The organism is Sphingomonas sp. CFBP 8765 (genome assembly GCF_014841445.1).
Lineage (GTDB): Bacteria > Pseudomonadota > Alphaproteobacteria > Sphingomonadales > Sphingomonadaceae > Sphingomonas > Sphingomonas aerolata.
This window is the reverse complement of the sequence record NZ_JACYTY010000001.1, coordinates 905,884-932,698: the sequence shown is the minus strand read 5'-3', so window position 1 is coordinate 932,698 and position 26,815 is coordinate 905,884. Positions and strand designations below refer to the sequence as shown.

Below are 26,815 nucleotides of genomic sequence, written 5' to 3'. Positions count from 1 at the left end.
GAACCTCGCCGTTCTCATTTGACAAGGTGACGAGGGCAACGATCCCTGCGTCGAGCATGAGCACGACATGCAGGTTCAGCAGCGCCTTGATCCGAGCGACCGAGGCCAGTATCTCTTCGGGTGCATACTCGCGTTGGTTGCCCGCAAGCACATGTTTGAGCGCCCGCGATGTAGAAACTCACCGCAGTCATTATAGACCTTCTTCAACTCAGCGAGGTCCATCCCGCCCTTCTTGTACTCGTATGAAGCTAGTCCTGCGCCATAGGTGACGGCATGCGGGAACGAGTTCCTGTTGCTACCCTCAAGAAGCTTGAAGATCATGCCGGGCTGGTAGCTGTCGCGAATACGAGACGTGATCCCGATGAGGTTGTGGACAGCGGCACTCGACAGAGCAATCAATTCGCAGACGTAGCGTACTTGCAGAATGCAGATTTCCGCGTCCGTGAACCCCTCGACTACCCCAGCCTCAATATTGAACCGGGCCATGTAGCGATCGATAGCCGGTGTCCGCAGTTTAATCTCCTCCATGAACGCGGAGTAATTGCCGATGTGCTGCGTCGGGTCCTGCGAATCAGCCGGCATCGCGAACTCGCTCATCGATCTGTTCAATGCGATCTTGCCACTCGTTGTACTCCATCCAGCCGCCGTCCCGTAGCTGTTGCAATGCCTCCTCCGCGATGAAGCGAAGGCTCTCCCCATCATGATCGAGGATGCCGCGATACAAGTCGAAACGACCGCTTCCCACCTCCCGCTCAGCAACCGAAACGACGATCGACAGGACAAGGTGCGCGGCTGAATAGTCGTCTTTGATGATCTCAGTTCGCTTGCTGCTGATCGTCATTAGCGTGAGGCGAATGATCGTGCGGAGGTCGGGCCACATGATCTGATCGCGATATAGCTCGCCGCACCAGTCCAGCGCCTGCAATCACAAGGAGGTGGCTTCGTTGGGAGAGAGCCGCTGTTTAAGCTCGGTGAACAAAGTCATCTCCTGTGCGCCTTTAACGGAACTGCACTTGATAGCCTTGAAACGATCGCGCAGGCTTCCCTGATGCGCATGAGCGATTTCGAACGATCCGTCAGCCTCGTCCTCACCGATTGCCAAGGCGCCGAGATGCGCGTGTCGGCGGTGTTCCACCAGGACGCGCACTATCTCCATCACAACCGCATCGCGCTGATCGGCGCGCGCGACCGAGAGATTGAACTGCTTCGGCTCGACACAGAGGGTGAGATCAACTGGACGCTCCATGCTCGGCCCGACTGGAGACTGAGCGAAGACGGCAGCTACAACCAGAAGGAAACGGGCAAAGGCTTGGTCCGCTCTAGCGGGATGACGCAAGGGCCGGGAATCGACGAAGATTCGATCCAGCCGTTCGCCGATCTCCAGATCCTCGAATCTCGCGATCAGATCGACCACGGCTATCATGGCGGAATGGGCGCCGAATATGTGTTCCTGCAGCGCCCGCGCGGCTGGCATGTCTACAGCAAGGCATGGCGAACCCCCGACCCGCCCCGCAAGACGGGGGCCTGGAAGAAGATCAAGCCGCTCGGAATCAAGTTCCGGTTGCTGCAGCTCACCTTGCATCGCGACGATGCCCGCACCGCGACCGAAGTCGAACGGCTCGACCTGCCCGGTATCGAGATGGCGTCGATCGCAAGCGGAATGGACCCGGCGGTCTTTTACGAAGCCGCAGACCGAATCTGGTTTCTGATGCGGATCTTGCTCGTGTTTCGCTTCCGCCAGTTCATCACACCGTTCCAAGAGGTGAAGAGCGGCGCCGGCAAGCACGACGTCACATGGCATAGCGTCAAGCTCGAGCCGCGGGAGCGTGCCCGCGACCATGTCGAGCCACCGTTCCTCGCCCCAGATGAGACCTATCTCGTCAAAGGTGCGACCGCGCTCCTGACGCTCGAGAGCAAACGCGAGCTGCTCCACGCCGCGGCCTATGGCTATGCGAGTTCATACACGTCAGGCGTGATGGAAACCGGGCTCACCGCGTGCGTCGAGGGTATCGAGCGGCTGATCGAGGCATTCGAGCAATCGCACGGGCTCACGCGCGAGACGGTCGAGAAGAAGCGCTGGAATAAATTGGGTAAGGCAGCGCGCAAGCTCGCGACCCCGCTCGCCGAGACCCCGACCGAGCGACAGGCCATCGAGCGCGCGCTCTCGATGGTGCCGACGATGAGCCTGATCGAGCGGATAACGCGGATGGTGGCGGCGATCCGCCCCACATGGCGCAAGCTCGCGAGCGAACTGCTCGAGCACGCGCCGGCCATGATCAAGATGCGCAATGATATTGTGCACGGCCGGATGGTCGAGGATCTGAATGCCCTGCGGATCGAGCTGATGCGTGCGCAGGTGCTTTTCGAGCGCCTATGGTTGGCCCAGCTCAATTGCGGCGACCTCCGCGGGTCGGGTTGGCCGCTGTTTACGATCCGGAACCACGATGCCGACATGAAGGCCAAGGCCGAACCGAGCAGCACGCTATGACAAAACGTCCCCGCGCCGATCCGCCCCAGTCCGGGAACCCACATGGACTGGTGCGGCAGCAACACGTCTTCCCCGCGAGGAGTATCGCGCGGTTCGTGACCGACGGCGGTGTCGAACTGCGCGACTTGCTTCGCCACAAGACCCGGCGTGCGCGTGCCGACGACGCGATGTTCTGCGCCGACCGCGCGTGGAGCCACGGCGCCGAAACCGGGTTCATGAAGCGGATCGAGGACGCCTTCCAAGCACTCGCTGAACAGATCCTCGCCGGCCAAATTTCCCATTTCGACAAGTCCCAAGTCGACATCATCTCGGATTTCTATGCGCTATGGCAGTCGCGCGCGGAACGCCGCCATCTGCCGACGCAGTACATCCGCAGCCCTGAGACGCTGGGGGTTCGGCACGAATATGGCGCCGACGAGCTCGAACGGCTTGAGAAGAACAATATCATGGCGACGCGGCCCGACGGCTCTTTTGCGATGCGCGACCTAATGGGTCCGGTCATCTATCTCAACCTCGACCGCATCAAGACGGCGCTCAAGGTAACCTCCTGGAGCCTGATCGAGCCGGTTGGCGGGCACTTCTGCGTGCCCGACGTCCCGCGACACGGCATCATCTCGCTAACCCCGACCCACGCCCTCGTCCCAAATGTGCCCTCGGGCCGGATCACCCGCGACAATCTCGCGCGTCTGAACCGCGAGATGGCCGGCTATGCCCAGGATTATTTCTTCGCCGATGATCTCAGCGCCTGCCCGGGTCTCACCGATCTGATCAACCGGGCAGGTTGACGTGGCAACCGGCTCCTACACTGTGCAGCCTTTTACCTCGGCGGCATTGCGCGCCCGGTCACCACAACTTAGCGGGCTGAGATCGCGCAGGAATGCCAGTCATGTCGCCGATGCGACGCATGGTCTGTCGTTGGACTAGGCCGTTGTCGCACGGCGACGTTCCAGTGCATCACGTCGAGGCCGCTCCGGCCGCCTCGTTCGCCGACGACATCGGTGCGGCTATCGAGATACAGCCCCTTCGGATTGAACGGGATTTCCATCGGCTTGGCGGTCAGCCAACCGGCAGCGAACCGTTCCGTTAATGACTCGGGCTCCCCGTCGGATCTCGCTCAATTGCACATGCCGGGACGTCGCAACAGAGCATGACGCGGAACAAGCATAGGATCAGGCGGCTAGGTCGAAGACGACAGGTTTGCGCTGGTTGACCAAATGGACCTTAGTCAGCTTCCCTACGTCGCTCCAAAACGCCTCTACGCCTTCGACGAATTGTGTCAAATATTCCGGTCGCAGATGGCGGTAGTGGCGATTGTTCGTCCCGGTGCCGCGATGACCGGCTGCGGTTTCGATCTGCGCTTCAGGCACGCCACGCCGGTGCATCTCTGTGCTGGTCGTATGCCGGAGCGTGTTTGGTGATCCCAAGCCGACAAGCTTGGGCCTCGGTGCGGTTTCGCCAAGCTTGTGCCGCGGCGGCAACCAGATCGGGGAGCCTTCATCATCGATCGCTTGATGGCAGATGCCAGCAGCAATGAGTGTCTTGTTAAAGGCAGTCTTGATACTGTCCGCGGGCAGGTATTCGAACCACGGTTCGCCCGTGCTGCGGTCGAGATGCCGCTTCTGCCATTGGATCGCGCGGCCTTGGTAGAGCTCCAGCCACGGCGCGAGCGTGGGGCAGATCGGGACGATCGAACGCCGCTTCTTGGTTTGCTGGCGACCAGGCGCGTTGAAGTAGATCAGCCCGTCGCGAACCTGCTGGTCTTTGTCGAGTTCGAGGACGGCCTCGACCCGGGCATTGGTGCTCAACATGATCATGGCGAACATATGGATATGCTGGCGATCCTCCAGCGACCACGCAGCTTCCAGCAGGCGCGCAACCTGTTCCACGCTGTAGACGAGGTCGCGGGGTTCGGCCTTATGCTTGACGTCCGGGACGAAGGGGGCCGAGGCGATCATGTTGCGCTTCCACGCCCAATTCAGAGGCTGGCGAAGCGCTGCGGTATCTCGTGCGATGGTGTGACCGCTGACGCCCTGTCGCGCGCGCCATGTATGGAAGCGCTCGACGAGAGCGGAGTTGATGTCGGCCACGGTCGGCGGTCCGGGAAGGCGACCGGTGGCGCGCTCATCTGCGAAAAACGCCAACCAGTGCGCCACGCCATTAGCATACCGCACAGGGTCAGAAAGGTTCGGCTGTGCATGGTCAATAAGCCAGTCGGCCATCAGCTTCTCGACGTAAACCTGTGCGATCGGTGCCTCGACCGGCTTCTGCGTTGAAAGATAGTGTTCGGCTAAGGCGTCTTGCGCTGCTTTCGGCGGGTGACTTGCGTCACCGCCGCCAATGCCGATCGACTTGCGGCAAGTCCGACGCTCACGTCCATCTGCTGTAGCGGCATACCAGCAGATGGCCCAGTCGTCTCGATCAGCGCGATACCAGAGCCAATAGGCTCCGAGCTCATGGCGCTTCGAGGGAGCGCCCTTTGTGGTTCGGTTACGTAATTGTCCTGCTGGCATAGGGCGTTGAGTTCTTCCGCTTCCATGAGTGCGATGATGGGGTAAAGTCTGGCGTCCATGAGGGCGCGGACGTGGCAGTGATCCAAATGAAGACGAGAGCCGTTCCGCGCTGCCTTTCTGATCCTGCCGGCGAGTTCGCTGTATAAGGTCATGGTGTGTGTTCTAAAATACACATGACGATATGTCCAGGGAAGCCTGCTAGGCGAAGCGGCAACGGAGACGCGAAGTGAAAGAACCGACAAGCGACACCGCTTATCGAGACAGTGCTGCTGCCAGAATGCTGGCCGACGGGCTTGCCAGCGCTGCCGGCGAGCGGGGGCTGAGTCAGCGTGCGCTCGCAAAGCTACTCGGCTACAAGCAGTCGGTGGTTCTAAGTCATATGGCCCTAGGCCGAGTTCCGATACCACTCGAGCGGGCAATGCAATTTGCTGACCTCTTGGAGCTTGATAAGCGGGATTTTTTGGTGGCTGTGCTCATCCAACGGCTTCCCGACGTCGACTGGACGGCAATCATTGGATCGGGGGCAGCTAAAGAGAAGGCCAGCCGTTTTGTGTCCGGCCTGGAGACTATAGCTCGTGGGAAGCTCGATAGTCTGGATGCAGGGCAGCATGCTGTGATGCGGGAGGTCGTCGCGGATCGACATGCCGGGGAGCGATGGCTGTCTGTGCACGAAGTTCCAACTGTGGCGCGGCTTCGCGAATTGCGGCCTACTATCAAAACTGAGGGGCTATCTGCGGAAGACAACGAGGCGATCGAGACCGCCTTGAAGGGCCTCTCGTCGCATGAGGATCTGCCTTCAATCTTTTGATTGTGTGTTGATGAGCACGCATTCGCTTGATAGGGCGTTTGGACATGGAAAACCTATGTTCTGATGCCGCCAGCAGACGCCTCGCGGCCGCCTCGCAAAATTCCGTCAAACGCACCGCGGGTAGGAGCTACCCCGGCCCTTTGAAGATCTCGGCGATACAGCTGCGTGACTTCAGTGGCGCGCGCCGGCGGAAGCCCCTCATGAATCGGCTGAAATCCGCGCGTTTGAGGCATGCGGACGCTGACCGCCAATTGGTCGGGGATCTGATGGATGATGCGCTTCGGCGATACAGGATTCATTGGAATCCGAGGCATGCATACCGGCCTATGTCAGTATGGAATGAAACCAGCCATCACTGCGACCTCCCGCTCATCCCAGCGACGAAGTTACCGCGCTGGCGCGACCTCACCGAAACCATGAAGTTATTCATCGGCTGGGATGCCGGAATGGAGTTCGAGCAAGCCTTCGCGTTCACCGCGCATATCGATCCTGAGCTACTCGTAAAATGGGAAGGCGAGGGTGCTATCCAGCGAAATGTCGAGCAGCGTCTTCGGAGGGCCATGAGGGTGAATGGCATTAAGGACCTTCCCCTGGGCTATGTGTTCGAGAGTCGATCAGCATCGGGGAAATCGCGGTCGCGCATTCACCTCCACGGATATGTGTTGTGTGAGGACCCTTTGCTCGCAACTCGTTTCAAGGTGGCGCTCGAGAAGGCCCTGTATCCTTCGTTGAAGCGTTCTCGAAGAACGAGGGAAATCGAGGTTAAGCGCGCAAATCGAGAGAAGGTGCGTTTCCTCCGTCGCGGCGCCTGGCCGTTCTACATTGCCAAAAATACAGGTTCCTATGACAGTCGATTGCCTAAGCGCAGAGTGTATATCAGCGAGTCCCTGACTGACATTGCGCGGCTGGCTTGGACAGTGCGTCGTGAGGAATGAGTGCGACTAACCTCTCGTGCAATGACGGGTTCAACGACCTCAATCACGCGATGCACGAGTTCATGTTGCATCACGACAACGTCCGCTCGCGGATCGACGCGGTCATGAGTGCCTATGTCCGACTACGTGCGGTAAGGGTCGACTGCGTCGGAGTGGCGCAGGCATGGCGTTATCTGGCCGACACACTCGTGTCCCCCGCCCGGTGCGGCAGACGACCGTGCCAGGCGCATGCGGACCATGCTCGCGTCGATGATGACGTGCGGCCATTAAGACGGTTCGAGTGATTTCGCAGTCCGTGTCGGACTGCCTGCCAGGAGCGGAGGACGCGGCGGCATCCTGGCTATCGCGCCCGGTATCGCGCCGATCGCAGTGTGGTCGAGCAATCTCGACCACCACGGCAATTCGATGCTTGGCGTCCGTGCTTTGGAGATGTTCAACGCGCGAACGGGATGGTCCGTCTCTGCGCCGCCAATTGCGTGACACTTCGGATTAGAACCCGCTTGTCGGCCGCCTGAACGACGCACATGGTCGTGTTATAAAAAGGGGGGAAGGCAACTGATGAAGACGTGGATGATGGTCCTTGCTTTGGCGACCGCAACGCCCGCTGCGGCACGCGATCTAGGCGTGCCGGCTGACAAGGGTTGGAAGCATGCTGAAACCGGTCTGATCCTGATGTCGCAACTGGCGGGCCTTTCGCGGATCGCGCTCACCGACGCGACGCAAACCGAACGTGACGTGGCCGCCCAATACGACATGCCGGACAAGAGCGTGTTCGCGACGATCTATCTCTTCCACCCGGCAATCTCCGACGTGGCGTTGTGGTTCGATCGGTCGCAGACTGCGCTCGAAACGCGCGACACCTTCCGCCATGCCGCGCCGGCAAGCGCCGATCCAATCGCCTTCACCGCGGCGAACAACGGGACGGCAACGTCCCTGCGCCAGGTCTATGCTACACCCGGCGGCGCGTATCGGAGCACCGCGCTCGCGCTCATGCCGGTAGGCGAATGGATCGTCAGCATTCGCATGAGCGCGAAGACGCTGACCGCGGACCAGCTCGATGTCCGCCTGCAACAGCTAATCAAAGCAGTCCGCTGGCCGTCCTCCGCTACCACGGCGACGAGCGCGGCGGCCCCGGTCACGGCTTGCACGGCACCGCTGACATTTACCAAGGCGAAGCAAGCGAAGCCGAACGGCGCGGATCTGCTGATGTCGCTGATGTCGAGCACCGTGGCAGCCAAGGCAAAAACGGAGGAAAAGCTGACTCCGCAGGCGCCGCATCCAACTTGGTGTCGTGACGGCACCGCACGCACCGAATACGGCGTCTATCGATCGAGTGCGAGCACGGGCGGCTATGTCATGGCGCTCTACGATGCCGGCCGTGTCATCAGTGTCTATCCATCGCTGATGGGCCAGGCCGACAAGAGCGGGACCTATGCGGTGTCGCTGGAGGATGTCGACGGGACGACGTCGGTCTTTCCGTCGTTCACAGCCCTGCCATCGCCCAAGCAGGTGTGGGATCTGGTCGAAGGTGGCAAGCGCAACGGTACGGTGAACGGCAAGGTAATAACGATCAACCCAAAGGCGCTCTGACCAAGGCGCCTGCCTGTACCGAAGGGTCAACTGCGATTGATACGATCGATCAGGACGGGCAGTTCGGCCAGGCTCTTCAGCGTCGCGAAACGATCCGAACACTCAGGCGGTGATGCATGCTCATGTGCCCAGGCACCATCCTGCGGGACATAGGCGGCCCACGCCCCAGCCTCCAGCGCCGGACGCACGTCGGAGCGCATCGAGTCCCCCGCCATCACCGCCTCGGCAGGCTGCACCGCGTATCGCTCGAACAGCCGCGCGAAGGTATCGGCGGTCTTGTCGCTGACGATCTCGACACCGGCAAAGCGATCACCAAGGCCAGATGCAGCGAGCTTCGCCTCCTGATGCAACAGGTCGCCCTGGGTGACGAGGACGAGCCGACCGTGATCCGCCAAAGCCTCCAGCGTCTGTGCGATCCCGTCGAACAACTCGACGGGGTGCGCAAGCAGTGATCGGCCTGCCGCTAGGATGTCCGCGACCATCATCGGCTTCAGATCGGCACCGCAAAGCTCGATCGCAGTTTCGATCATCGACAGCGTGAAACCCTTCGCGCCGTACCCGTAGAGCGGCAGGTTGCGGGCTTCACATGCTTCCAGCGCCGGGCGTGCAACATGCGCGTCGGCAAACGGACGCAACATCTCCAACAGCGCATCCTCGGCTGCGTTGAAATGCCGCATATTATGCCAGAGCGTGTCGTCGGCATCGAGGCAGATGAGGCGTATTGTCATTGCTACGTTTTACACCCCGGCTCTCTGTCGAACCATGCCTATCTACCTACAGCGCACGAGCCTGAAACCATCAAACCAGTCTTCCAGGAGCATCCAGGCAACGCGACCGCCATTCGATCCCACCCGAGAACAGCACCCAGGGTGGTTGCGTTTAGTTGTCAGATAGTTGCGCATTTTTGATGGTGCAGACGCAACTCGATGCCACCCGCATCCCACCGTCAGGCGTGCAATCACCGATCATCGACAACGAACGAAGGTGACATGATGCTCGACAACTTGCCCCCACCATCCGCTTCCCTAAGGCTCTATCAGGTGAGCTATGAGACATGGGTCCCTCCAGTGATCGTGGCAGCCAAGTCGCCCGAACGTGCTGCGGCAATCGCGACTTACGGCCGGCCCCCGGAGCCAGGTTCACCGCAGACCATAGTCATGGACGTCACCGATGAGTTTCTGGCACTTTCGCCGATCGCCGCATCGCATGTTCAAGCCCTGATCTCGGGTAAGGTAGAGGGCGTGGTGTCCTATGACGCCGAGGAGGGCTGGGCATACGAAGCCCTGCGGTAAACCAACGCTCGGTCGTCAAGGCTGACGATCAGATACCGTGATGGTGATGTGCCAGGTTCCAATCAATTTGGTGTTTGGCGCATTCCAAGCCACCCTCCGGCAATTGGCGGCGTGGTAGAGAAATCGCTAAAGTGAGGCAGCGCAGTTGGTTGCACCACGCAACCGGTCTTCCTTCGGAGCGGTCCTTGCCGATCCAAGGCTCGGAGAACGCGCCTGAAGGCTCGTGACCAGGAGGAAGCGCTCACTCCGCACGTATGCGTCGACCACCGCGGGTTATGCGCTTTTCAGACCCTCAATCTGAATAGGTAAGACATTCTGTCTAAAAGAACAAAAAAGAACCTCGTTCCCATATTACTACGTAGTAAGTAATATACCGGAGCGCGGGAGTTTCGAGATCAAGCTCGAATCCAGCGCAATCGGAGAATCTCTATCGCGCGCGCACGCGAGCGCACACGCCTAGCGCGCATGCGCGAGCACGCGCACGAGACCCAAAATCTCGCGGCGATCAGCGCGAAGCGCGGCGGTGGCAATGTAGATTAAAGCTCGAAGAACGGCTTGCTGAGCATGTACAACCGACCGATGCCATCATGTGGCATCGTCAGGCGCTGGAGCATCCATACGGCGGCTCACGCGGGGTTTTGTAAGGATCAGCGACGATCGGAATACGCCAGTGGCCTGCTTGAGGCCGCTGGAGCCACTCTAGGGCGCCAAAAGTGCGGCAAGGCTAGTCAGGTATTCCTGGGCCCACGTTCGCCGCTGTAAGGGGCCTTAAATGGGAAACCGAAATAAACCGCAATCACGCTACGTTCGCCGCATGGGCCAACTGGGTTGGTTCGGCCCGAACAGGGCGATGTGCACACTGGCCCGGTTACCAAGCTCCAATGGGCGCCTAAACGTCTTGACCGGGCACGGCGTGATTGGGTGGCGGCCATGCTAGTGCGGCCTTCAGTGCGCTAGAATGACGAACTTTGTGAACAGCACGCCAGAAGAGATCAGCGCGACGCCGACGACCATGCCCAGCCCAGAAAGGATCCACGGAGACGTCTTCCATGTATCGAGCCTATTCAGGGCCGCCAGATGCTGTTCCAGAGACTTTTCCATGATCCGCTGATTTAGCAATTTAATCCGCTTGGCACGGCCTTCAGCCTCCCCGTCTTCTGCCGGCCAAGTGGTGGTAGTCGTCGGCTCACATTGGGTCATGCGTCGCTTCTCCATCTCGCGCTGCGAGCGATTCGAAGGTTGACGGCTCATGCGATCCGCCATGTCGTCAGAGGATGGCTTGTCACGGGCATTTCGACAAGGCGAACCGATGGCAGAATACCGTGCCGCTGCGCACTCTCAAGTAGGCCGCGCATGTTCGCACGGCCAACGGGATTGGCGCTGTGCAGGATGACCAGTCTGAGGTGATCGAACGCGGCCGGGTGATCCATCGCTTCGTCGATCAACAGCCGCATGCAATGTTGCCCACTCGGAAGCTCGGCGCCCCGCTCATCACACCCAAGGTCGTGATCGAACGAAATGATCGATGGCTCATGGTTCTTGAGCAATGCACGAAACTGCGCGGCGTCACGCGCTACCAGCCAGTTGCCCAGCGGCGGGTTTCGCTCGTCGTCTAGGAAAATCATTAAGGAGCTGGGCAATGCGGAATCCATTGGGTGATCGAAGCTTATAGATAAAAACTTTGATTAATAAGTCTATACACATGATACGGACTTAAAAAATCGGCAATCTCAGGTAATCGATTTGCGGATTAAATGATTAGTAAAGAAATCGATTAATAGATAACCCTAACTTATATTAAAAAACACAAGCATGTTGTCATATATTGTTGCGAACGTTGGTTCATGGTGGCAATCTCCCATCATCAATCAAAAAGGACATCGGGGCTTGTATGATTCCAGAGCGCTTAAGAAGTTCTAAAAAGTGGCAGATATATAACATCGTTTTACCATCACCTGCTCGTCACCGTTATGTTGTAACGCATAGCCTTAGTCGGGCTTTAGAGATGGCTATTGGAAAAGACGATGAGATATGTAACGGAGAGATGGCGATGATATGGAACGTAACATTGAGTTTCATGGCGCATTCCAAACTCTATGGTTATTCAGTCATGTCTGTATTGGGTGAAAAAAGGGAAGGATTTTTAACCTTAGACCCGACAGATGGATGGGTGCGAATTACTGATGAAGACAGTATCCATCGTGACTAACCGGCCGCGGCGCCTTGGCCCGCTGATGGCATGGAGGTCCTAGAGAACGTCGCGATGTTTTTACCCGGGTAGTGCCAATCGCCGGCGGCGATACGCGCTCTAAGCCATCCGCGGGTAAGGTGGCTTCATGTGCCTTATTAAAATAAGGTTGTGGTAGACTTGGTGACCCTTTTTGCGCCTTATCGCCGCAAATGTCGCGAAGCGGGGGCGGAAATTGGCTACAGTACCGAGTATCGAGCAAGACGAGCCCACGCTTTCGGTGTTCCAGAGCGACCTTCCGATAGATGAGAAGTTGTATCGCGCGCGGACCGAGCTCCTCGATCTCTCGGCGAGGAACCGTCTGCTCAACATGCCTCACGCGGCGAACGGCGCGAAGGCGGTCGAAGTCGTCGACGAGGCCAGCAGCGAGATTTTCCGCATGCTCGTCGGTGAAACGCGACCCTTCTCGTTCCTCGCGGGCAAGGCGGCACCCGCCGGTCAGCAAACCGGTGAAGACGTGCCGGCGGAAGAGTCGGACGAGATAGCCGATCTCGCACAACCCGAGGATGACGTCGCCGACGAACGCGGTGTCTACTCGCGCCATGTCGACACCCGTCTCCAGACCCGTCTGACGCCCAAGGGCCTGCAAAAGCGCCTGCTCGAGCTCTACTTCGATGCGCGTACGCTGGAGGAGGAGCAGGGCGTCAACATCCTGTATCTGACGAGCGCTGGACCGAGTTTGTGAAGGCGCGGCGCAACTCCACCGCCCTAACTGCTGCAATTAATTATGGGCCAGGTCTTCGTGCGTTTAAAATCCTCATCGACGATGCACACCAACCTGGTGTCCGCATATGGCGCAGGACGTACGGGCGCCACTCGCGGCCGGTTGGCATGTCGAGCTTCGTCACCTTCGTGAAGGGCATGCTGTCACGGTACAACTGCACGTTCCTCGGCATCGATGCGTTGGGCGTCGGCGCCGGCGTCTACCAGCTGCTCGCTAAACCCGATGCCGGGATCAAGGGCGTCACCAAGATCGAATATTCCCTCGAGGTGAAGGCGATGATGATCATGAAGGCGCAGAATGTGATCTCGCGCGGGCGCATGGTCGCAATGATCGAGCGCGTTGACCATGACGGCTATGCCGAACCCTTTGTCGGCATGGGCGGCATCTTCCTTCGGCGACGATCGCGGCCGAAGGTCGAGGTAATCAACGACGTGTCGGGCGATGTCGCGACGTTCTTCCGCGTCCTCCAACGGCACTACCCGTATATGCTCGACATGCTGCGGTTCCGCGTTGCGGCCCGGGTCGAGTTCGAAAGGCTGAAGGCGACGCCGCCCGAGACGTTGACCGACCTCGAGCGCGCGTGCCGCTTCCTGTATCTTCAGCGCTTGGCGTTCGGCGGCAAGGTGAACGGCCGGCATTTCGGTGTCGACAAAACCCCGGGCGCGCGGTTCAACGTCGCCAAGCTGGAGCCCATGCTCGCTGACATTCACGAGCGGCTCGCGGGTGTCGTAATCGAACAGCTTGGCTATGCGGACTTCATCCGGCGCTACGACCGCGAGGGCATGCTGTTCTATCTCGATCCGCCCTATTGGGGTTGCGAGGAGGACTATGGCCAGGACGTGTTCGGCCGCGCCGACTTCGACCAGCTCGCGGCGCAGCTCGCCGGCATCAAGGGCAAGTTCCTGCTGTCGATCAACGACACGCCGGGCGTGCGGAAGGCCTTCGCTGCCTTCCCGATGAGCGATGCCGCGACAACGTACACGGTCGGCGCCGGGGCGGCCGTGAAAGCCGCCGAGCTGATCATCTCGAACTTCATTCCCAGCTGACGGCCGGGGCCGCGTCGCGCCGCCCCGCACCGGTCCTGCGGCAACCGGCTTGCGGGCAGCCCCCGAACGCATAGATTGATGCGATGGACCAAGCATTCGATCTCAACGACGCGCCGGCCCGCCCGACTGCGTGCGTGCACGACTTTCGGCGAGCGACCGATGTGTAACCGAGCCCGCAACCGCGGTGAGCCGGAGACTCTGTTCGAGCGGTTCGACGCCAGCTGGGCGCAAGACGTCGTCCGCCCGAACAGCGACCCGGTCGAGCTGTTCCCGAAGAGCAAGGCGTATGTCGTGCGCGAGGAGGGCGGCCGACGCGTGCTGGACGTCATGGCCTGGGACGTCCTGGGCGGGCAGGCAGCGTGGCCGATGACCAATGTCCGCAACCTCGCGCTGCCGCAGTGGCGGCGCCCGGCAGCCGAGCCGCTCAACCGTTGCCTGATCCCGCTGACCGAGTTCTGCGAATGGACGCCTGACAAGCACAAGGTCGGCGAGGGCCCCCCGATCAAAGGGGAGATGTGGTTCGACGTGCCCGAGCAGCCGGTGTTTGCGGTCGCGGGGTTCTGGCAGCAGACGGCGAAGGGAGCGGGGTTCACGATGGTGACGTGCGACCCGAACGACCTGGTCGCGCCGATCCATCCCAAGGCGATGATCACTATCCTGCATCCGGACGATCACGAGCAATGGCTCACAGGCGGCTATGACGACATCGTCACGCTGCAACGGCCATATCCGGCCGAGCAGATGACGGTTCGCGGTCCGGTGTTCCCAACCCGGACCGGGTTTTAGTCGGCTGACATCGCCTGAAGTTCTGTGATTGGCGTAGGCCTTGTTGAATGGCCGCCAACGGCCCAACGTTGACCGTCATGCGAGCTTGAACGCTTCGCGAACTGGACGTTCGTTTAGGTCGGGCTCGCTGACTGCCTTAACGCCGGACCTACATTTCAGAGCAGCCTATCCCGAGCGATACAGGCCTTGTTGATGAAGCGTCTTCCGCCGAGAACAATGCGCTGACGACAACCATCAAAGCCGCTAGAAAGTGTCCGACCGTGATTGACCCGATCATTCGGTTGCCGCACCCTGTCAATGTGAACGACAAAAGACGAAGTTTTGGTGCGCGAGCCTTTCAGCGCGACGACGATGGATATGCCTTCGAGGCGTTTGTCTTCGAATGTTTTCGCTATGCGCGAGGCGAGCGCGGTTTTTCAAAGCGATTGGCTCGCGGGCGAGACGGGGCCATCGATCTGCTCGATAACCTAACCGACCCTGGATCCATCGCCGTAGCGGAATGTAAATTCATTGGATCGGAAAATGCAAAGGAGGCACCGAATCGATGGGCTGAAGTGTATCGTAACCTGGCAAAAAATTTACCAAGACTATATTCCGATCCCGAAAGCTCGCCAAATTCACCCTATCAGGCTTGGCTAGACCTAGAAAGGCCAGTCTCACGCTATCGGTTTTGCGTAACAGCAGCCATGACTCCAAATCAACTTAGTGATCTGAAAAAACAGATTATAGCCGATTTCGGCAAGCTCGTTTCGCAAGGCGTCGAGCCTCTGCGCCGACTGGCGGAGTGTGAGGGAGCGGTGGAGGTTCTGCCGTGGGAATGGTTCGATGCTGAACTTGATGAGCACCCTGCGCTGGCCTTTCGCTGGTTCCGAGGTTTGCCGGTTGGAGTTGACTTGCCCGCCAGCCAATCGGGCAAAGAGGCTAGCTTTCGCAATTTCTTACAAAGCGGCACTTTGCGCTATTTTTCACGCAGTCAATATGTTGCCGAGACCGGTGCCCAACTGGAGGGCGCCGAGACCGACTTCGCGGCAACGTTAGCGCAAGGAAGAAAACCAGGATTGATTATAACGGGTCCGGGCGGGGTTGGCAAGACTCGCTTACTGCTAGAGTTAGCGGCCGTGCTCGGCGGTGATGATTACGGCTTTGACGTTTATTGGTTGGGAAGAAGTTCAAATTTCAAATCTATTACAGATCTTGCAAAACGTTATCCTACGGACGCGTCAGTACTTTTGTTAATCGATTATGCGGAAGCAGTTCCTGCACTTGCTGAAATTGCTGATGCCGTTGCCCATATTATTTCGAATACCAATCATAAATTTTGTTTAGTCGCTACCTGCCGATCAAGTGCTAATTCGCAGGTTCGTGAGGGCCTAAATCCGTTGGATGCGGAGGAACGGAGCTTGAGTTCCACGCGCCTGGGTGAGGCCGATTACGTCTCGTGGGTCACACAATCAATTATATCGGCCGGATCGTTTCCAGAGGCGGAATGCTTAGCTCGGGTATGCCATGGCGTTCCTGCACTGGCAGCTTTTGCTCTGTTCCTATTCCGGAACTACCGTGAACGGTTCGACTTGCAATTTGGTGCGCTTCACAGTCTCGGCGACTTCGATAAGTGGTTCAACCACCGCATCGAGATTTTAATTGGCCCGCGCGCCGATCGGCGCGAGCAGGAGCGAGCCCTCGCCCATATTGCGCTTGCCTTGCCAATTCCTGAGAGGCGTTACCCCGAGTTTGTACAGCAATGGGGCGCCTTACTCGACAGCCTGAAGACCGATCGATGGATTGAATATCATGACCAGGCATACGTAGCTGTACATGATGTCTTTGCAGATTCTCTCGCGGCGCGGTGGCTATTTGAGGCAGAGCATGTTGCCACAGACCACGCCCTCGAACTGCTTGACGTAGCTGCCAAGCGTCTTGGCTTGGCCCAAGCACTGACTGCGCTGGAACGTCTTGCGCAGCACCCCCATTTTAACGAAATTGATGGGCGACGAGTAGTCGAGGTCTTGCTGGTGAATCAGCGCGCGCAGGTGGAAGCGTGCTGCGGTTTAATTCTTAAAGGTAAGTTGCTTAATTTTGACGATAAGTTAGGCGTGTTGTCACACTCGTATGCCTTACAGCAGGTAGTTCGACGTGAGCGATCTATGGATGGTATTCTGAGTTATTTAGCTGCCGAAGCGGCCTATATGGGAATGAAGTCTACAGATGGTCCCGAGTTACAGATAATCTCGGACCTTCTCGATTACGCTTGTGATCAACGGCAATCTTCTAACATGGTCTTGCGGCGGGCCTACTCCTTCGATCCTGATCGCTTTCGCGAACGCGCTTTAGCGACCTGCGCGGATTCTATAGGATCAGAACAGGCGCACTTCCTTATTGTACAAATACTTAAGAACGGCGAACCATCGTCGGCGATCGAGCCTGTAGTAGTTCGTTGGTTAGAGCGCCACTCGCGCGCCTATTGCGCGACTTATCTTTACCGCGCTTGGCTAGATGCGGGTGGGGGGATTCAGATCGTTGGGTCATCGTTGCTGGAATGGCTAGGCGAGCACGGCGAGACTGACGGTGCTCCCTTCGTTTTGCAGAGTTGGCTAGCCGCCGGGGGTGACGCCGAGGCAATAGCGGTAGCTCTAGGCGTATGGGTAAGCGCGCACGGCCAGGCTTGCGTTGCAAAGTTCGTCTACAAAGCTTGGCTCGACGCGGGGGGCAGAACCGACGTGGTCGCGACTGCGCTGCTATCGTGGGCAGGCTCCCATGGCCAAACCGAATCCGCGGGGTTCGTCTATACGGCCTGGCTTGATGCTGGAGGTAGCGCGGGTTCGGTGGCTGCGTCGGTGCTTGGTTGGCTTGACGCGCATGGCCAAACCGAATCCGCGGGGTTCGTCTATACGGCTTGGCTCAATGCTGGAGGTGACGCGGAGTCGGTGGCCGTGCCGTTGCTTGCTTGGCTTGACGCGCATGGGCAGGGTGAGGGTGCCCAGTTCGTCTATCAGGCGTGGCTCAATGCCGGGGGCGGGATCGAGGCGGTCGCTGCACCGCTGCCCTTATGGCTTAGGGCGCACGGCCAGGCTATCAGCGCTCAGTTCATCTACAAGGCTTGGCTCGATGCCGGATGTGAAGCCCAGATTGTCGCTGCGCCGCTGCTTGAGTGGATAAATGTTCATGGCCAAGCCGAGTCCGCGCAGTTCGTTTATTCGGCTTGGCTTGATGCTGGAGGCGATGCCGAAGTGGTTGCGGCGTCACTTCTTGCGTGGATAGATGCTCACGGACAGACGGATGGTGCCGAGTTCGTCTATAGATCCTGGCTTGAACGTCAAGGACCGTTTGAAGCAATTCTTGAACCAGTGACTCAATGGGTTAAAATCTGGGGGCGAAAACCAGAGTTTGTCTATTTTAGCAAAATCCTAACTAGGCAGAGTGGGCTTCCCCCGTCAGTCATATTTGCCATATTTGAATGGTGTATTGCGTTTCCGGATAATGAAGACACCATGTACCGGTTTTCGTCGCTCATCGGTCGATTAAATGATGAAAAGATAACTTTTACTGATCGGTCAATCTTTCTTAATAGTATCGTCAGCGTTGTAGAAGGTAGGGGGCAATTATCATTGCTCGATAGGCAATTGATCTGCAAAACTCTTAAATCACTAGTACTGGGTCCCGCATGCATCTATAATCTTGACCCAGTTGGGTCGGTACGGGCCGTTTCAGAGATTGTGGCGCTAGCAACAGTTTTTGATCGTGATTTGGTTGACGACGGGGTTGATTTCTTAGCAGAAAGCCACGGAGCAATGGCCATGCTGGTCCGGCAGGGGCTTAATATGGGTATGTTGTGCTTAAAGCGAGACCAGACAGGCTTAGGCCGATTCGACGCGTGGCTGCATGAGCATGCCCCTTACCGACGACGTTTGCCGATCAAATTTCTGAGCAATGCTCGATGATTAGGTTCCGCTGCTTGAGCCGATTGGGCCGACCAAGTTGGGGGGGGCATAGTCGATATTAGGTGGATGATCAGCGCAGTTGGCTGCCACCATGCGGTTCATAAACGGATGTCCGGATTTGACGATTGTCGTCTGAAGTCGGACGAGCCGCTATTTACGAAAACCGCGCCTCCGTCCGCGGCGGTCGGCTATCTCGCAGATACGGTTGGCACGTCGCTGATCTGCGTCGTCCATGCTGGTGATTTCATCTCGGATCGCATCCTCCATTCCCGCCGGAACCCCTGCGACGCGGGAACCGCAGCGAATTTACCGAAGCGGCCGTTGATCTCGTCGATGGCGCCCACGGGCACAGCCGCGATTGGGATGAGGCGCGACGCTACGGCTTCATCTCGGCCGGCGGCGGCGCATGGTATAGCGGCACGCTTCGCCTGCTGGATCCAGGCGACCGCGTCTGGGTGAAGGCGCCGGGATACGGCTTTGTCGGTGTCGGTGTGGTCCGCGGCGAGCCGGTGGCGATGCATGACTTCGAACTTCGCAACGGTGAAGGCGCATCGGTGCCTGCGGCGGACATACTCACTAAAGCCAGCTATCACCGCGAGTTCATCGAGGATCTCGACCGCTGCGAATATTTCGTGCCCGTCGAATGGATCGCCACCGTCGGGCTCGATGCTGCGATCCATGAGGTCGGCATGTTTGGCAACCAGAACAGCGTGTGCGCGCCGAAGACGCCCAAGTGGCGGCATACCGTCGATCGGTTGAAGACGCTGTTTCCCGCTTGGGACAAGCCGAGCCCGAACAGCGCGACATAGGCTCAGCCGGGAGGCTTGCGGCTGGCAGCGTGGTCGGTCAGATGTTGCGGTAAGTAGCGCCCTGGGTAAGCTATAGCGACGTTCAGGGGGATAGATTTGTTCAGGGGCTCAATGTGGCGCGGAATGGCGCCGATCGTCGCGCTGTGTGGTACGAGTGTTGTGTATGCGGCAGATCGAGCGCCGGTGCGTGTCGTGCGGTATGCGCCGGCAGCAGCATGGGTGATCGCGGCGCCCAAGGGAAGTAACGCGCCGACGCCGCCCGGCGCTCCGCTGCGCATCATCTCTGCCGACCAGCAGGTTCGCGTGACGGACCGCGGCCAGGAAGAATATCAGGCGACCAAGCTGGCGCTCTTGACGCCGGAAGCATTGGCCGCCGGCAATCTGACCATGACATGGTCGCCCGCGAATGAGGAGATGGTCGTCCATCGTCTGGCTATCATGCGGGACGACCAGACCATCGACGTGCTCGCCACGCAGAAGTTCACGGTCATCCAGCGCGAAAACAACCTCGAACAGTCCGCGCTCGACGGTAACCTGACGGCGACGTTGCAGATTGCGGGTTTGCAGGTCGGGGACGTGCTCGAGTTTGCGATCACGACGGTCCGACGCCAGACCAGCCTCGGCGAGCGGCCTCAAGGTTTCATGCAGTTTCCGGTTGCGGGCGTTCGCGGAGCGTACCGGGTACGGCTGATCGCGCCGACGGGTGCAGGCATCGCCTTTCGAGCGTCACCCGATCTTCCTCAGCCGGTGGTCCGCGACATGGGCTTGGAAACCGAGCGCCAACTCACCTTGGCGGATCCGGCGTCCGTGACAATACCGGACGGTGCACCGCTGCGATATTCGATCGCGAGGCTGATGCAGTTCAGTGGTTACAGCGATTGGCCGGCAGTCTCGCGGACGTTCAGCGCACCGTTCGTGCGTGCAGGAACGCTCAGCCCGACATCCCCGGTGAAGGCGGAGGCGGCGAAGATCGCTGCCGCGACGAACGATCCGGCGCAACGCGCGATGGCGGCATTGCAACTGGTCCAGGATCGCATCCGCTACGTCTATGTCGGCCTCGACGGCGGGAATTATCAACCGGCGAACGTCGACGAGACGTGGCGTCGCCGTTTCGGCGATTGCAAGGCGAAGACGGTGCTTCTGATCGCGCTGCTGCACGAGCTGGGCATTGCGTCCGAACCTGTGCTGGTCGCGAGCAAAGGCGGCGATGGCACCGACGAGCGCCTTCCCACACCTGCGGTGTTCGATCACGTCGTCGTGCGCGCGACGATCGGCGCCGCGTCGATCTGGCTCGACGGCACGAGGCTCGGCGACCGATCGCTGACTGGGCTCGAACCGCCGCCGTCGCGCTGGGGCCTACCACTGCGCGCAGGCGGTGCTGCGCTTGAGCGGATCGCGCCCATCGTGCCGCGTTCGCCAAGCCGCATCCAAGCGGTTGACGTCGATGCGTCCGCCGGTTTCGACAAGCCCGGCAAATATCGCATCCAGGTGACGCTGCGCGGCGACGAGATATTCGGGATGCGTGCGCAGCTTGCTGGCCTCGCACCGGCCGACGCCGACAAGGCGCTGGTCGCCTATTGGCGACAGCAATACCCCGTCGTCGAAGCGACCCGTACTAGCTGGCGGTTCGACGAGGCGAACCGGCTTCTCGTGCTCGGTGTCGAAGGTGAGGGCAAGGTCGACTGGGACGGCGACGCGACGGAGGGGCACACGCACTATCTCTTCGGCGCCGGCTTTCCGCCGCCTGATGAGATGAAGCGGCCAAAGGATCAGCCGCAGGATGTGCCTTGGGCCAACGAGTACCCGTCGTTCACCTGCTACGCGACGACGATCAAAGTGCCAGCGGCAGGCAAGGGCTTCCGCTGGTCGTTCTCATCCGATCCTATGGATCGGCGACTTGGCGGCATTTCCTATTGGCGGATCTCATCGTTCGACGGTGTGACGGCGCGCATGGTCAAGAGCCGCCGTGTCGAGTTGCCGGAAATCAGTGCGACGGAGGCGGCCGCTATTCCGAACGCCGTCCCCAAGTTCGACAACAACAAGTCCTACGTCTGGGAGGTATCAAACAAAGGGCGCGAGGATGCCGCGAAGGCCGCTGTCGATACATTGAGCAGGTTTGGTACATTCAGTGATTTCGCGGCTGCGAATCCGCCGTGTCAAAAGCCGTAGTCGCCAGACGCCGGATCTTGGTATCGCGCTGGTATCGCAGATGTATCGATTTTGGCGTTTTGATGCCCGTAATGCCGACAATAACCCACGGTTTTCTGCGGTTTTTGCCAGATACTGTCGCATTCGTAATGCGGGGGTCACAGGTTCGAGTCCTGTAAGCGGCACCATACTACAGAAGCGCGGTTGAGCAGGGCGAATTTCAAGATTTGCTCGCGTTGCGCGCTGACTCGTAGGATAATGTTGCTCAGATGTTCTCACCGCAGCAATAGGCGGGGGATGGCATGGTCCAGACATCAGGCATCCGTAAGCGGACCGCATTTTCACGGTGGCTACGGACGGGCATGGTGCCATCGGCGCTAGGTCCTGACGGTCTCGAACTCAAATCAATCCATGGCATGATCCGGCGGACGGCCGGTTTACATTTGCAGGCGCGGGGCGCCGTGATGGACCGACCCAAACCGATACGACGAGCGCCAGAAACGATCGTGCGCGTTCTGGGAGCGGTCGCGCTCCAAGCCTAGGGGATAGTTATACATCGCGGACCGCAAAACCGCCAAAGGCTGAAACGCCCCGCGCCCGATCGCTCACGGGCGACGACCCGAAATCGGTAGAACGCAGGTCGGCCAAGGTGCAGTCCACGCGGATCCCGGGAGCGCGGCCCGGTGGTCAGCCGAACCCCGTCGCCGAATTCGTTGATGGCGTCGGTCAGGGACTTATGATGTTGGGGAAGGAACCGTGGCGGGAGTCCATGCTGCGCTAACAACAAATCCGGTAACGACTGTTCGCAACGCCGGCCGTGGCATCGCGGCCATGATCGACACCGCAATCACTGCTGAGGATACCCCGGCCCATATCCAGGCCTCCCGCGCGGCAAGCGCCGTTGCCAACGCCTCGGCGCGGGACATCGGTCGCGCCGCAGGAAAGGTTGCTGGGAACGTCGCGCTGGCGGTAGCGCCGGGGGCGGCGCTCTCCAAGGCTGCCGCATTGCGCCGACTCGCTATCGCGAGGCCGCGTATAACCTTTGACCCGCCGCAAATCGGCTGGGTCAAGGAGACGACCACGTCAAAAAAGGCATGGAAACCCTATAACGATTCGGCGCCCGGCGCGCGCGCCGGTCAGGCGCCAAAGTTGATGCGGACGATGCCCAACGGTTCTAAGCGGCCGGTGAAGTTTGACGGCATTCAGGGCGATTTTATGGTCGACCGAAAATGGGCTGTCGTAAACAGGCCTCGTTCGCGGGCCCAGATTTTGCGGCAGCCGGAGGTATTGGTACAACACCGTCTGATCGGGACGTGGGAGGTCCCTACGCCTGTCGAGAAAACCAAGGCACTGAAACTGCTCAAGCAGATGAGCATCACGAACATTCACGTAAAGGTTGTGAAGCCATGATCGCTATGCAGGTTGCAGAAATTATCGCGGAGTATGCCGTGTTCCTCGAACTGACCGACGACGAGGAACTTAACCCTGATACCGCCGTGAAAATGATGGAAGCCTTAGCTAGCCATCTTCAAGAGATGGACAAGGGATTTCTCCGTGAGCTCGTGAATGCGTTTCCGATCATAGCGGAAGAATATAGTGGCGAGGCGCAAGAGGTGGTGCGCAACATATCTTATGGCTACTATCTTGAAGAGGCCCTTGCAGTTGAAGACCCGGTCAAGATGGCTACATTGGATGCGTTGCGCGACGCGAGGGGCTGAACGGCCGTCGCTGTGACCCATGAAACCTTCTAAATCCCACTTCGTAGCGCCGCGGTTGCGCGCGAGCGTCGTGAGGCTGTGGCGCAATAGGTACGAGCGCCACTCGCGGCCCATCGGCAGTCCGAGCTTCGTAAGCATGGTGTCCCAGGCCCGGTCGACATTCTGCACCGCTCGCCCGCGATAATTGACCAGCCAGCCGCGGCCGGCGCGGTCCCTCAATTTGATTTACGTGAGGTCGCGTATTCGGCCCATAGCCAGCGATCGAGCGTCAGAAGGACGGGCAGCAAAGCTCGATGCTTCTTGTTTTGCGTCCCGCCCTGCAGGTTCAGGTCGATCGTTCGTACACCTGGCCACCACTGCAGACTGCCGCGTTGCCATAGCGGAGTGGTGACGTTAGGAGACAACATATCATCGCATATGAGGAAGTCTCTTGGCACGCTGGACGATGCGGACTGTGACACGATTATCGGGCGGGGCTGTGCCGCTTCGGCTGCGGCACACGCTTGGCGCGATCGGCATGATGGCAGGGTCGCCGGCGGTTGCGCAGGCCGTGGAGGAACCGGCGGAGCGGAACGAGATCGTCGTGCTGGGGACCCGGACATCGCGGGACGCGACGCTTTCCTCCGATCGCGCGACCGAAGTCATGTCGCAATCAAGCCGGTCACTCGAACAGGACATCCTGCGTGCGGCGGGGACGTACCGGTTGAGCGACGCGCTGGAATTGGTGAGCGGCAGCAGCCAGCAGAATAATCGCGGGGGCTTTGCCGATAATTTCGCGATCCGCGGCTTCCTGAGCACCGCCGATGGCGGCGGCGAATATTATACCGATGGCTTCATCGCCAATCGCGGCAGCGCCCCTGCGCGGGACCCCGCGACGATCGAGCGTATCGAGATCCTCAAGGGCCCTGCCGGCGCCGTCTTTGGCGATATCGATCCCGCCGGACGGGTCAATATGGTCAGCAAGACGCCGCGTTTTGCATCACAGGCGTCGGCGACGCTGCACTATGGTTCGTTCGACACGCGTCGCATCGAACTCGACGCGACGGGGCCGCTGACCGGGACGCTGGCCGCGCGGATCGTGGTCGCGACCGAAGACAGCGACGGCTACCGCGATTTCGTGACGGTGAAGCGCCGCGTCGTGTCCCCATCGCTGACCTTCCGGCCGAGCGACGCCGTACAGCTCACCTATCTCGCCCAGCATATCGTCTATGACGCGCCGTTCGACCGCGGTGTGGCGGCGGTCGATGGCGATCCGCTCGCGCTGCCGGCGTCGCGGTTTCTCGGCGAACCCTCGAACGGGCCGACGCGCGCGCGCGACACCCGCCACCAGCTGACCGGCGAAGCGCGGCTGGGTGGGACATGGTCGCTCGTCGGCGGCGTCGCCTATCGGACCGGCACGTTGCGGGGCTTTTCGGCGGATCCGTCGCGCGTCGTCGACGGACACACGCTGTGGCGGCAGCGTCGCGAACGGGGTTACGAAGTCGAGGATCTGTCCGCGCGTCTCGAAGTGCGCGGCGAAGTGCAGGCGCTCGGGCTTCATCGTCCGAGCCTGGGCATCAAGGGCAACACGCTCGACTATCTCGAACTGCTGAACCGGCGAAATCCGACAGCAGACAATCCCTATGCGATCGACGTCTTCAACCCCGTCTATGGCGAGACGCAGGCCCTGCCGCTCCTGCCCAGTATCGATCAGCGCGAAACGCGGCGCGTGGTGTCGCTCTACGCGCAGGACGCCTGGGCGGTGACCGATCGGCTCGATCTCGTCGGGGGCATCCGCCTCGACGCCTATCGGCAGCAGCTCGCGCGCAATCTCGTCAAGGCGACGACCGTGTCCAGGGGGCGCCCGGTCAATTTCCGCCTCGGCGCGCGCTATGCCGTCAGCGACGCGCTCTCGGTCCACACCAACTGGGGTGAGTCGTTCCAGCTGAATTCCGGCAGTGGCGCGGGGGGTGTCGCGTTCGCCCCCGAACAGGGGCATGGCTACGAAATCGGCGCGGCGGGCCGCTGGCGCGGTATCGATGTCGGCCTGACCTGGTTTGATATCAAAAAGAGCAACGTCCTCACGACGGATCCGAACGACGCCAATTTCCTGGCGCCGGTGGGATCGCTGACGAGCCGCGGCGTCGAATTCGATGCGTCGCTGCGGCTTGCCGCGCGGTGGCAGGCAGTGGTGAACTATGCCTGGACCCGGGCGCGCACCGACGATCGGTCGTTCGCCACGCCGCTCGCGCTGAACGTCCCCGATCATTCGGCGACCGCCTTTATCGTGCACCGCTTCGATCCCGGCACCGGCCGGGACTGGCAGATCAGCGGCGGTGTCGCCTATGTCGGCAAGCGGTCCGGCGCGACCGACGCCAGCGGGCTCATGCTGCCCGACTATGTGAGGGTGAAGGCGTCCGCCGACATCCCGCTATCGAGTTCGCTGACGGTCCGCGCCGAGGTCGATAACCTGTTCGACGAGCGCTACGCGCAAAGCTCGTACAATTCGGTCTGGATCTATCCAGGCGCGCCACGCACCGTGCGCGCGTCGTTGCGAGCGGAATTCTGAATGGCGATCACGACGGACCAGACGCGCGCTGCCGCACCCGATCGCGATATCCCGCGCAGGCGACTGGAGAGCATCGACGCGGTGCGCGGGATCGTGATGATCCTGATGCTGCTCGACCATCTGCGCGAGACATGGCTTGTCCTTGTTCCCATGCCCGATCCGGTGGATGCCAACACGGTCATGCCGGCACTCGCGATCGCGCGCTTCGCCGCCAGCTTCTGCGCGCCGATCTTCGTCGCGCTGACCGGCCTTTCCGCCTATCTCTTCGGCGTCAGCCACACGCCGCGCGAAACCGCCGCGTTCCTGGCAAAGCGCGGGTTGCTGCTGATGGCGATCGACGTGCTGTACCTGTCGCCACTCTATTGGGGGATCGTGCCTCAGCCGACCTTCTGGCTGCAGGTGATCTGGTGCCTCGGCCTGTGCATGATCCTGCTCGCCGGGCTGATACGGCTCCCCCGGCCGGCACGGATCGCCCTGGGACTGGTGCTGGTGTGTGGCCACAATCTGCTCGATCCCGTTCGGCTGCACCAGGGGGACACGCTGTTTCCGGTCTGGGCGTTGCTGCACCAGCGTGACGTGATCGCCCTGCCGTTCGGGTTCCTGGCCAGGACGACCTATCCGATCCTTCCGTGGCTGGGGGTCATGCTGCTCGGTCACGCGATCGGGCCGTGGTTTGACCGCATGGTCGAATCCGCGCAGCGCAGGCGATATCTGACGCGGCTCGGCATCGGGATGATCGTTGGCTTCATCACGCTGCGCGCGTTCAACCTCTATGGCGACGCGCCCTGGCATGTGGTCGATAACAGCCCGCTGCGGACGGCGATCAGCTTCCTGTCGATGACGAAATATCCGCCGTCGCTCCTGTTCCTGCTGCCGACCCTGGGCGGCGGAGCGCTGCTGCTGGCGCAATGCGAGCGACTGGCGAGCTCACGGCTCGTGTCCGGTCTGGCCGTCTTCGGTGCCGCACCGATGTTCTTCTATCTGTTTCATCTCACCATGCTGCGCATCCTCTATCACGCGGCGCTGGCGTGGTGGGGGCCGACCGATGGTGCGGTCTTCATGGTCGACGGCTATGCCTGGGTGCTCATCTGGTACGTCGTCCTGATCATACCCTTCTCGCTCCCGACGATGTGGTTCGCGCGGTTGAAGCAGCGTCGTCGGGATATCGCTTGGCTGCGCTTTTTCTGATGGCAGGTCCGCATCGGCGCGGTGACGACGCGATCACGC

General features: G+C 60.1%; 25 protein-coding genes, 1 tRNA gene and 1 pseudogene. 19 read left to right on the top strand and 8 right to left on the bottom strand.

All coding sequences use genetic code 11. The features are described from left to right. Positions 1-75 precede the first annotated feature (75 nt). Positions 76-597: a hypothetical protein gene (locus IFT87_RS04435; RefSeq protein ID WP_192007659.1), complete on the bottom strand. Its 522-nt coding sequence runs from the start codon at positions 595-597 to the stop codon at positions 76-78. Beyond that, a complete protein-coding gene (locus IFT87_RS04430) occupies positions 572-925 on the bottom strand; it encodes a hypothetical protein (protein ID WP_192007658.1) in 354 nt (117 codons plus the stop codon). Before IFT87_RS04430 ends, IFT87_RS04435 begins: the two co-directional genes overlap by 26 nt. Positions 926-1,054: 129 nt before the next feature. Between IFT87_RS04430 and IFT87_RS04425 the strand changes: the two genes are divergently transcribed. Both IFT87_RS04425 and IFT87_RS04420 read left to right on the top strand, forming a co-directional pair. Then, positions 1,055-2,488: a hypothetical protein gene (locus IFT87_RS04425; protein WP_192007657.1), complete on the top strand. Its 1,434-nt coding sequence runs from the start codon at positions 1,055-1,057 to the stop codon at positions 2,486-2,488. 215 nt (positions 2,489-2,703) lie between these two features. Continuing rightward, positions 2,704-3,273 carry a hypothetical protein gene (locus tag IFT87_RS04420; protein ID WP_192007655.1) on the top strand — a complete coding sequence of 190 codons (570 nt, stop codon included), beginning with the start codon at positions 2,704-2,706 and terminating at the stop codon, positions 3,271-3,273. A 384-nt stretch (positions 3,274-3,657) separates the two neighbouring features. On the opposite strand, the gene IFT87_RS04415 is transcribed toward IFT87_RS04420, so the two are convergent. Beyond that, positions 3,658-4,707, bottom strand: coding sequence for a tyrosine-type recombinase/integrase (locus IFT87_RS04415; RefSeq protein WP_206757222.1), 1,050 nt, complete (start codon positions 4,705-4,707; stop codon positions 3,658-3,660). Between the two features lie 68 nt (positions 4,708-4,775). Further along, on the bottom strand, positions 4,776-5,150 hold the full coding sequence (locus IFT87_RS20190) for a hypothetical protein (RefSeq protein ID WP_206757221.1): 375 nt from the start codon (positions 5,148-5,150) through the stop codon (positions 4,776-4,778). A gap of 74 nt (positions 5,151-5,224) precedes the next feature. Here IFT87_RS20190 and IFT87_RS04410 point away from each other — a divergent pair, with 74 nt between their 5' ends. The 4 genes and pseudogenes from IFT87_RS04410 to IFT87_RS04390 all read left to right on the top strand — a co-directional run bounded on the left by IFT87_RS04410 (position 5,225) and on the right by IFT87_RS04390 (position 8,331). Beyond that, positions 5,225-5,806, top strand: a complete 582-nt coding sequence (locus tag IFT87_RS04410; protein ID WP_192007652.1) for a helix-turn-helix domain-containing protein — start codon at positions 5,225-5,227, stop codon at positions 5,804-5,806. Between the two features lie 416 nt (positions 5,807-6,222). After that, positions 6,223-6,741, top strand: a complete 519-nt coding sequence (locus IFT87_RS04405) for a hypothetical protein (RefSeq protein ID WP_192007650.1) — start codon at positions 6,223-6,225, stop codon at positions 6,739-6,741. A gap of 282 nt (positions 6,742-7,023) precedes the next feature. Continuing rightward, positions 7,024-7,221 (top strand): annotated as a pseudogene (locus IFT87_RS20990) (glutaminase); the annotation flags it as partial. Between the two features lie 78 nt (positions 7,222-7,299). Further along, on the top strand, positions 7,300-8,331 hold the full coding sequence (locus IFT87_RS04390) for a hypothetical protein (protein ID WP_192007646.1): 1,032 nt from the start codon (positions 7,300-7,302) through the stop codon (positions 8,329-8,331). A 26-nt stretch (positions 8,332-8,357) separates the two neighbouring features. Here the strand turns inward: IFT87_RS04390 and IFT87_RS04385 are convergent, their stop codons facing one another. Further along, on the bottom strand, positions 8,358-9,059 hold the full coding sequence (locus IFT87_RS04385; RefSeq protein ID WP_192007644.1) for an HAD family hydrolase: 702 nt from the start codon (positions 9,057-9,059) through the stop codon (positions 8,358-8,360). A gap of 261 nt (positions 9,060-9,320) precedes the next feature. Here IFT87_RS04385 and IFT87_RS04380 point away from each other — a divergent pair, with 261 nt between their 5' ends. Then, positions 9,321-9,623, top strand: a complete 303-nt coding sequence (locus tag IFT87_RS04380; RefSeq protein WP_192007642.1) for a hypothetical protein — start codon at positions 9,321-9,323, stop codon at positions 9,621-9,623. 945 nt (positions 9,624-10,568) lie between these two features. Here the strand turns inward: IFT87_RS04380 and IFT87_RS04375 are convergent. Then, on the bottom strand, positions 10,569-10,886 hold the full coding sequence (locus tag IFT87_RS04375; RefSeq protein WP_192007641.1) for a hypothetical protein: 318 nt from the start codon (positions 10,884-10,886) through the stop codon (positions 10,569-10,571). Continuing rightward, positions 10,871-11,248: a cyclic-phosphate processing receiver domain-containing protein gene (locus IFT87_RS04370; RefSeq protein WP_192007640.1), complete on the bottom strand. Its 378-nt coding sequence runs from the start codon at positions 11,246-11,248 to the stop codon at positions 10,871-10,873. The genes IFT87_RS04375 and IFT87_RS04370 overlap by 16 nt, the downstream gene beginning before the upstream one ends. Before the next feature lie 266 nt (positions 11,249-11,514). On the opposite strand from IFT87_RS04370, the gene IFT87_RS04365 reads away from it, so the two are divergent. The 5 genes from IFT87_RS04365 to IFT87_RS04345 all read left to right on the top strand — a co-directional run bounded on the left by IFT87_RS04365 (position 11,515) and on the right by IFT87_RS04345 (position 18,365). After that, positions 11,515-11,832 (top strand): hypothetical protein, encoded by a 318-nt coding sequence (locus IFT87_RS04365; protein WP_192007639.1) that lies wholly within the window; start codon positions 11,515-11,517, stop codon positions 11,830-11,832. A 259-nt stretch (positions 11,833-12,091) separates the two neighbouring features. After that, a complete protein-coding gene (locus IFT87_RS04360) occupies positions 12,092-12,556 on the top strand; it encodes a DUF4011 domain-containing protein (protein WP_197975100.1) in 465 nt (154 codons plus the stop codon). 314 nt (positions 12,557-12,870) lie between these two features. After that, positions 12,871-13,641: a DNA adenine methylase gene (locus IFT87_RS04355; protein WP_192007745.1), complete on the top strand. Its 771-nt coding sequence runs from the start codon at positions 12,871-12,873 to the stop codon at positions 13,639-13,641. Positions 13,642-13,800: 159 nt separating this feature from the next. Then, positions 13,801-14,427, top strand: coding sequence for an SOS response-associated peptidase family protein (locus IFT87_RS04350; protein WP_192007636.1), 627 nt, complete (start codon positions 13,801-13,803; stop codon positions 14,425-14,427). Positions 14,428-14,687: 260 nt separating this feature from the next. After that, the gene (locus tag IFT87_RS04345; protein ID WP_192007635.1) at positions 14,688-18,365 is read left to right on the top strand and encodes an ATP-binding protein; all 3,678 of its coding nucleotides are present in this window, start codon (positions 14,688-14,690) and stop codon (positions 18,363-18,365) included. A gap of 188 nt (positions 18,366-18,553) precedes the next feature. Here the strand turns inward: IFT87_RS04345 and IFT87_RS20310 are convergent, their stop codons facing one another. After that, positions 18,554-18,886, bottom strand: a complete 333-nt coding sequence (locus IFT87_RS20310; protein ID WP_249403173.1) for a DUF4113 domain-containing protein — start codon at positions 18,884-18,886, stop codon at positions 18,554-18,556. On the opposite strand from IFT87_RS20310, the gene IFT87_RS20305 reads away from it, so the two are divergent. The 7 genes from IFT87_RS20305 (at position 18,821) to IFT87_RS04310 (ending at position 26,776) form a co-directional block, all read left to right on the top strand. Beyond that, positions 18,821-19,174, top strand: coding sequence for a hypothetical protein (locus IFT87_RS20305; protein WP_249403214.1), 354 nt, complete (start codon positions 18,821-18,823; stop codon positions 19,172-19,174). The genes IFT87_RS20310 and IFT87_RS20305 overlap by 66 nt on opposite strands. A 123-nt stretch (positions 19,175-19,297) precedes the next feature. Further along, entirely contained in the window at positions 19,298-21,343 is a 2,046-nt protein-coding gene (locus IFT87_RS04335) for a DUF3857 domain-containing protein (protein WP_192007631.1), read from the top strand. Positions 21,344-21,396: 53 nt separating this feature from the next. After that, positions 21,397-21,510: transfer RNA gene (locus IFT87_RS04330), tRNA-Thr, on the top strand. A 643-nt stretch (positions 21,511-22,153) separates the two neighbouring features. After that, positions 22,154-22,732: a hypothetical protein gene (locus IFT87_RS04325; protein ID WP_192007629.1), complete on the top strand. Its 579-nt coding sequence runs from the start codon at positions 22,154-22,156 to the stop codon at positions 22,730-22,732. Further along, positions 22,729-23,040 carry a hypothetical protein gene (locus IFT87_RS04320; protein ID WP_031440215.1) on the top strand — a complete coding sequence of 104 codons (312 nt, stop codon included), beginning with the start codon at positions 22,729-22,731 and terminating at the stop codon, positions 23,038-23,040. Before IFT87_RS04325 ends, IFT87_RS04320 begins: the two co-directional genes overlap by 4 nt. Positions 23,041-23,518: 478 nt before the next feature. Next, positions 23,519-25,588 carry a TonB-dependent siderophore receptor gene (locus IFT87_RS04315; RefSeq protein ID WP_342211127.1) on the top strand — a complete coding sequence of 690 codons (2,070 nt, stop codon included), beginning with the start codon at positions 23,519-23,521 and terminating at the stop codon, positions 25,586-25,588. Next, positions 25,589-26,776, top strand: a complete 1,188-nt coding sequence (locus IFT87_RS04310; protein ID WP_042466873.1) for a DUF1624 domain-containing protein — start codon at positions 25,589-25,591, stop codon at positions 26,774-26,776. Positions 26,777-26,815 lie beyond the last annotated feature (39 nt).

Excerpts from the sequence above, each read along its gene's own strand:
- IFT87_RS04435 (WP_192007659.1), bottom strand. The coding sequence starts at position 597 with ATGAGCGAGTTCGCGATGCCGGCTGATTCGCAGGACCCGACGCAGCAC.
- IFT87_RS04425 (WP_192007657.1), top strand. The coding sequence starts at position 1,055 with ATGAGCGATTTCGAACGATCCGTCAGCCTCGTCCTCACCGATTGCCAA.
- IFT87_RS04420 (WP_192007655.1), top strand. The coding sequence starts at position 2,704 with ATGAAGCGGATCGAGGACGCCTTCCAAGCACTCGCTGAACAGATCCTC.
- IFT87_RS04415 (WP_206757222.1), bottom strand. The coding sequence starts at position 4,707 with ATGGCCGACTGGCTTATTGACCATGCACAGCCGAACCTTTCTGACCCT.
- IFT87_RS20190 (WP_206757221.1), bottom strand. The coding sequence starts at position 5,150 with ATGACCTTATACAGCGAACTCGCCGGCAGGATCAGAAAGGCAGCGCGG.
- IFT87_RS04405 (WP_192007650.1), top strand. The coding sequence starts at position 6,223 with ATGAAGTTATTCATCGGCTGGGATGCCGGAATGGAGTTCGAGCAAGCC.
- IFT87_RS04390 (WP_192007646.1), top strand. The coding sequence starts at position 7,300 with ATGAAGACGTGGATGATGGTCCTTGCTTTGGCGACCGCAACGCCCGCT.
- IFT87_RS04385 (WP_192007644.1), bottom strand. The coding sequence starts at position 9,059 with ATGACAATACGCCTCATCTGCCTCGATGCCGACGACACGCTCTGGCAT.
- IFT87_RS04380 (WP_192007642.1), top strand. The coding sequence starts at position 9,321 with ATGATGCTCGACAACTTGCCCCCACCATCCGCTTCCCTAAGGCTCTAT.
- IFT87_RS04375 (WP_192007641.1), bottom strand. The coding sequence starts at position 10,886 with ATGGCGGATCGCATGAGCCGTCAACCTTCGAATCGCTCGCAGCGCGAG.
- IFT87_RS04370 (WP_192007640.1), bottom strand. The coding sequence starts at position 11,248 with ATGATTTTCCTAGACGACGAGCGAAACCCGCCGCTGGGCAACTGGCTG.
- IFT87_RS04365 (WP_192007639.1), top strand. The coding sequence starts at position 11,515 with ATGATTCCAGAGCGCTTAAGAAGTTCTAAAAAGTGGCAGATATATAAC.
- IFT87_RS04355 (WP_192007745.1), top strand. The coding sequence starts at position 12,871 with ATGATGATCATGAAGGCGCAGAATGTGATCTCGCGCGGGCGCATGGTC.
- IFT87_RS04350 (WP_192007636.1), top strand. The coding sequence starts at position 13,801 with ATGTGTAACCGAGCCCGCAACCGCGGTGAGCCGGAGACTCTGTTCGAG.
- IFT87_RS20310 (WP_249403173.1), bottom strand. The coding sequence starts at position 18,886 with ATGCATCGCCACCGGCTCGCCGCGGACCACACCGACACCGACAAAGCC.
- IFT87_RS04335 (WP_192007631.1), top strand. The coding sequence starts at position 19,298 with ATGGCGCCGATCGTCGCGCTGTGTGGTACGAGTGTTGTGTATGCGGCA.
- IFT87_RS04325 (WP_192007629.1), top strand. The coding sequence starts at position 22,154 with ATGATCGACACCGCAATCACTGCTGAGGATACCCCGGCCCATATCCAG.
- IFT87_RS04320 (WP_031440215.1), top strand. The coding sequence starts at position 22,729 with ATGATCGCTATGCAGGTTGCAGAAATTATCGCGGAGTATGCCGTGTTC.
- IFT87_RS04310 (WP_042466873.1), top strand. The coding sequence starts at position 25,589 with ATGGCGATCACGACGGACCAGACGCGCGCTGCCGCACCCGATCGCGAT.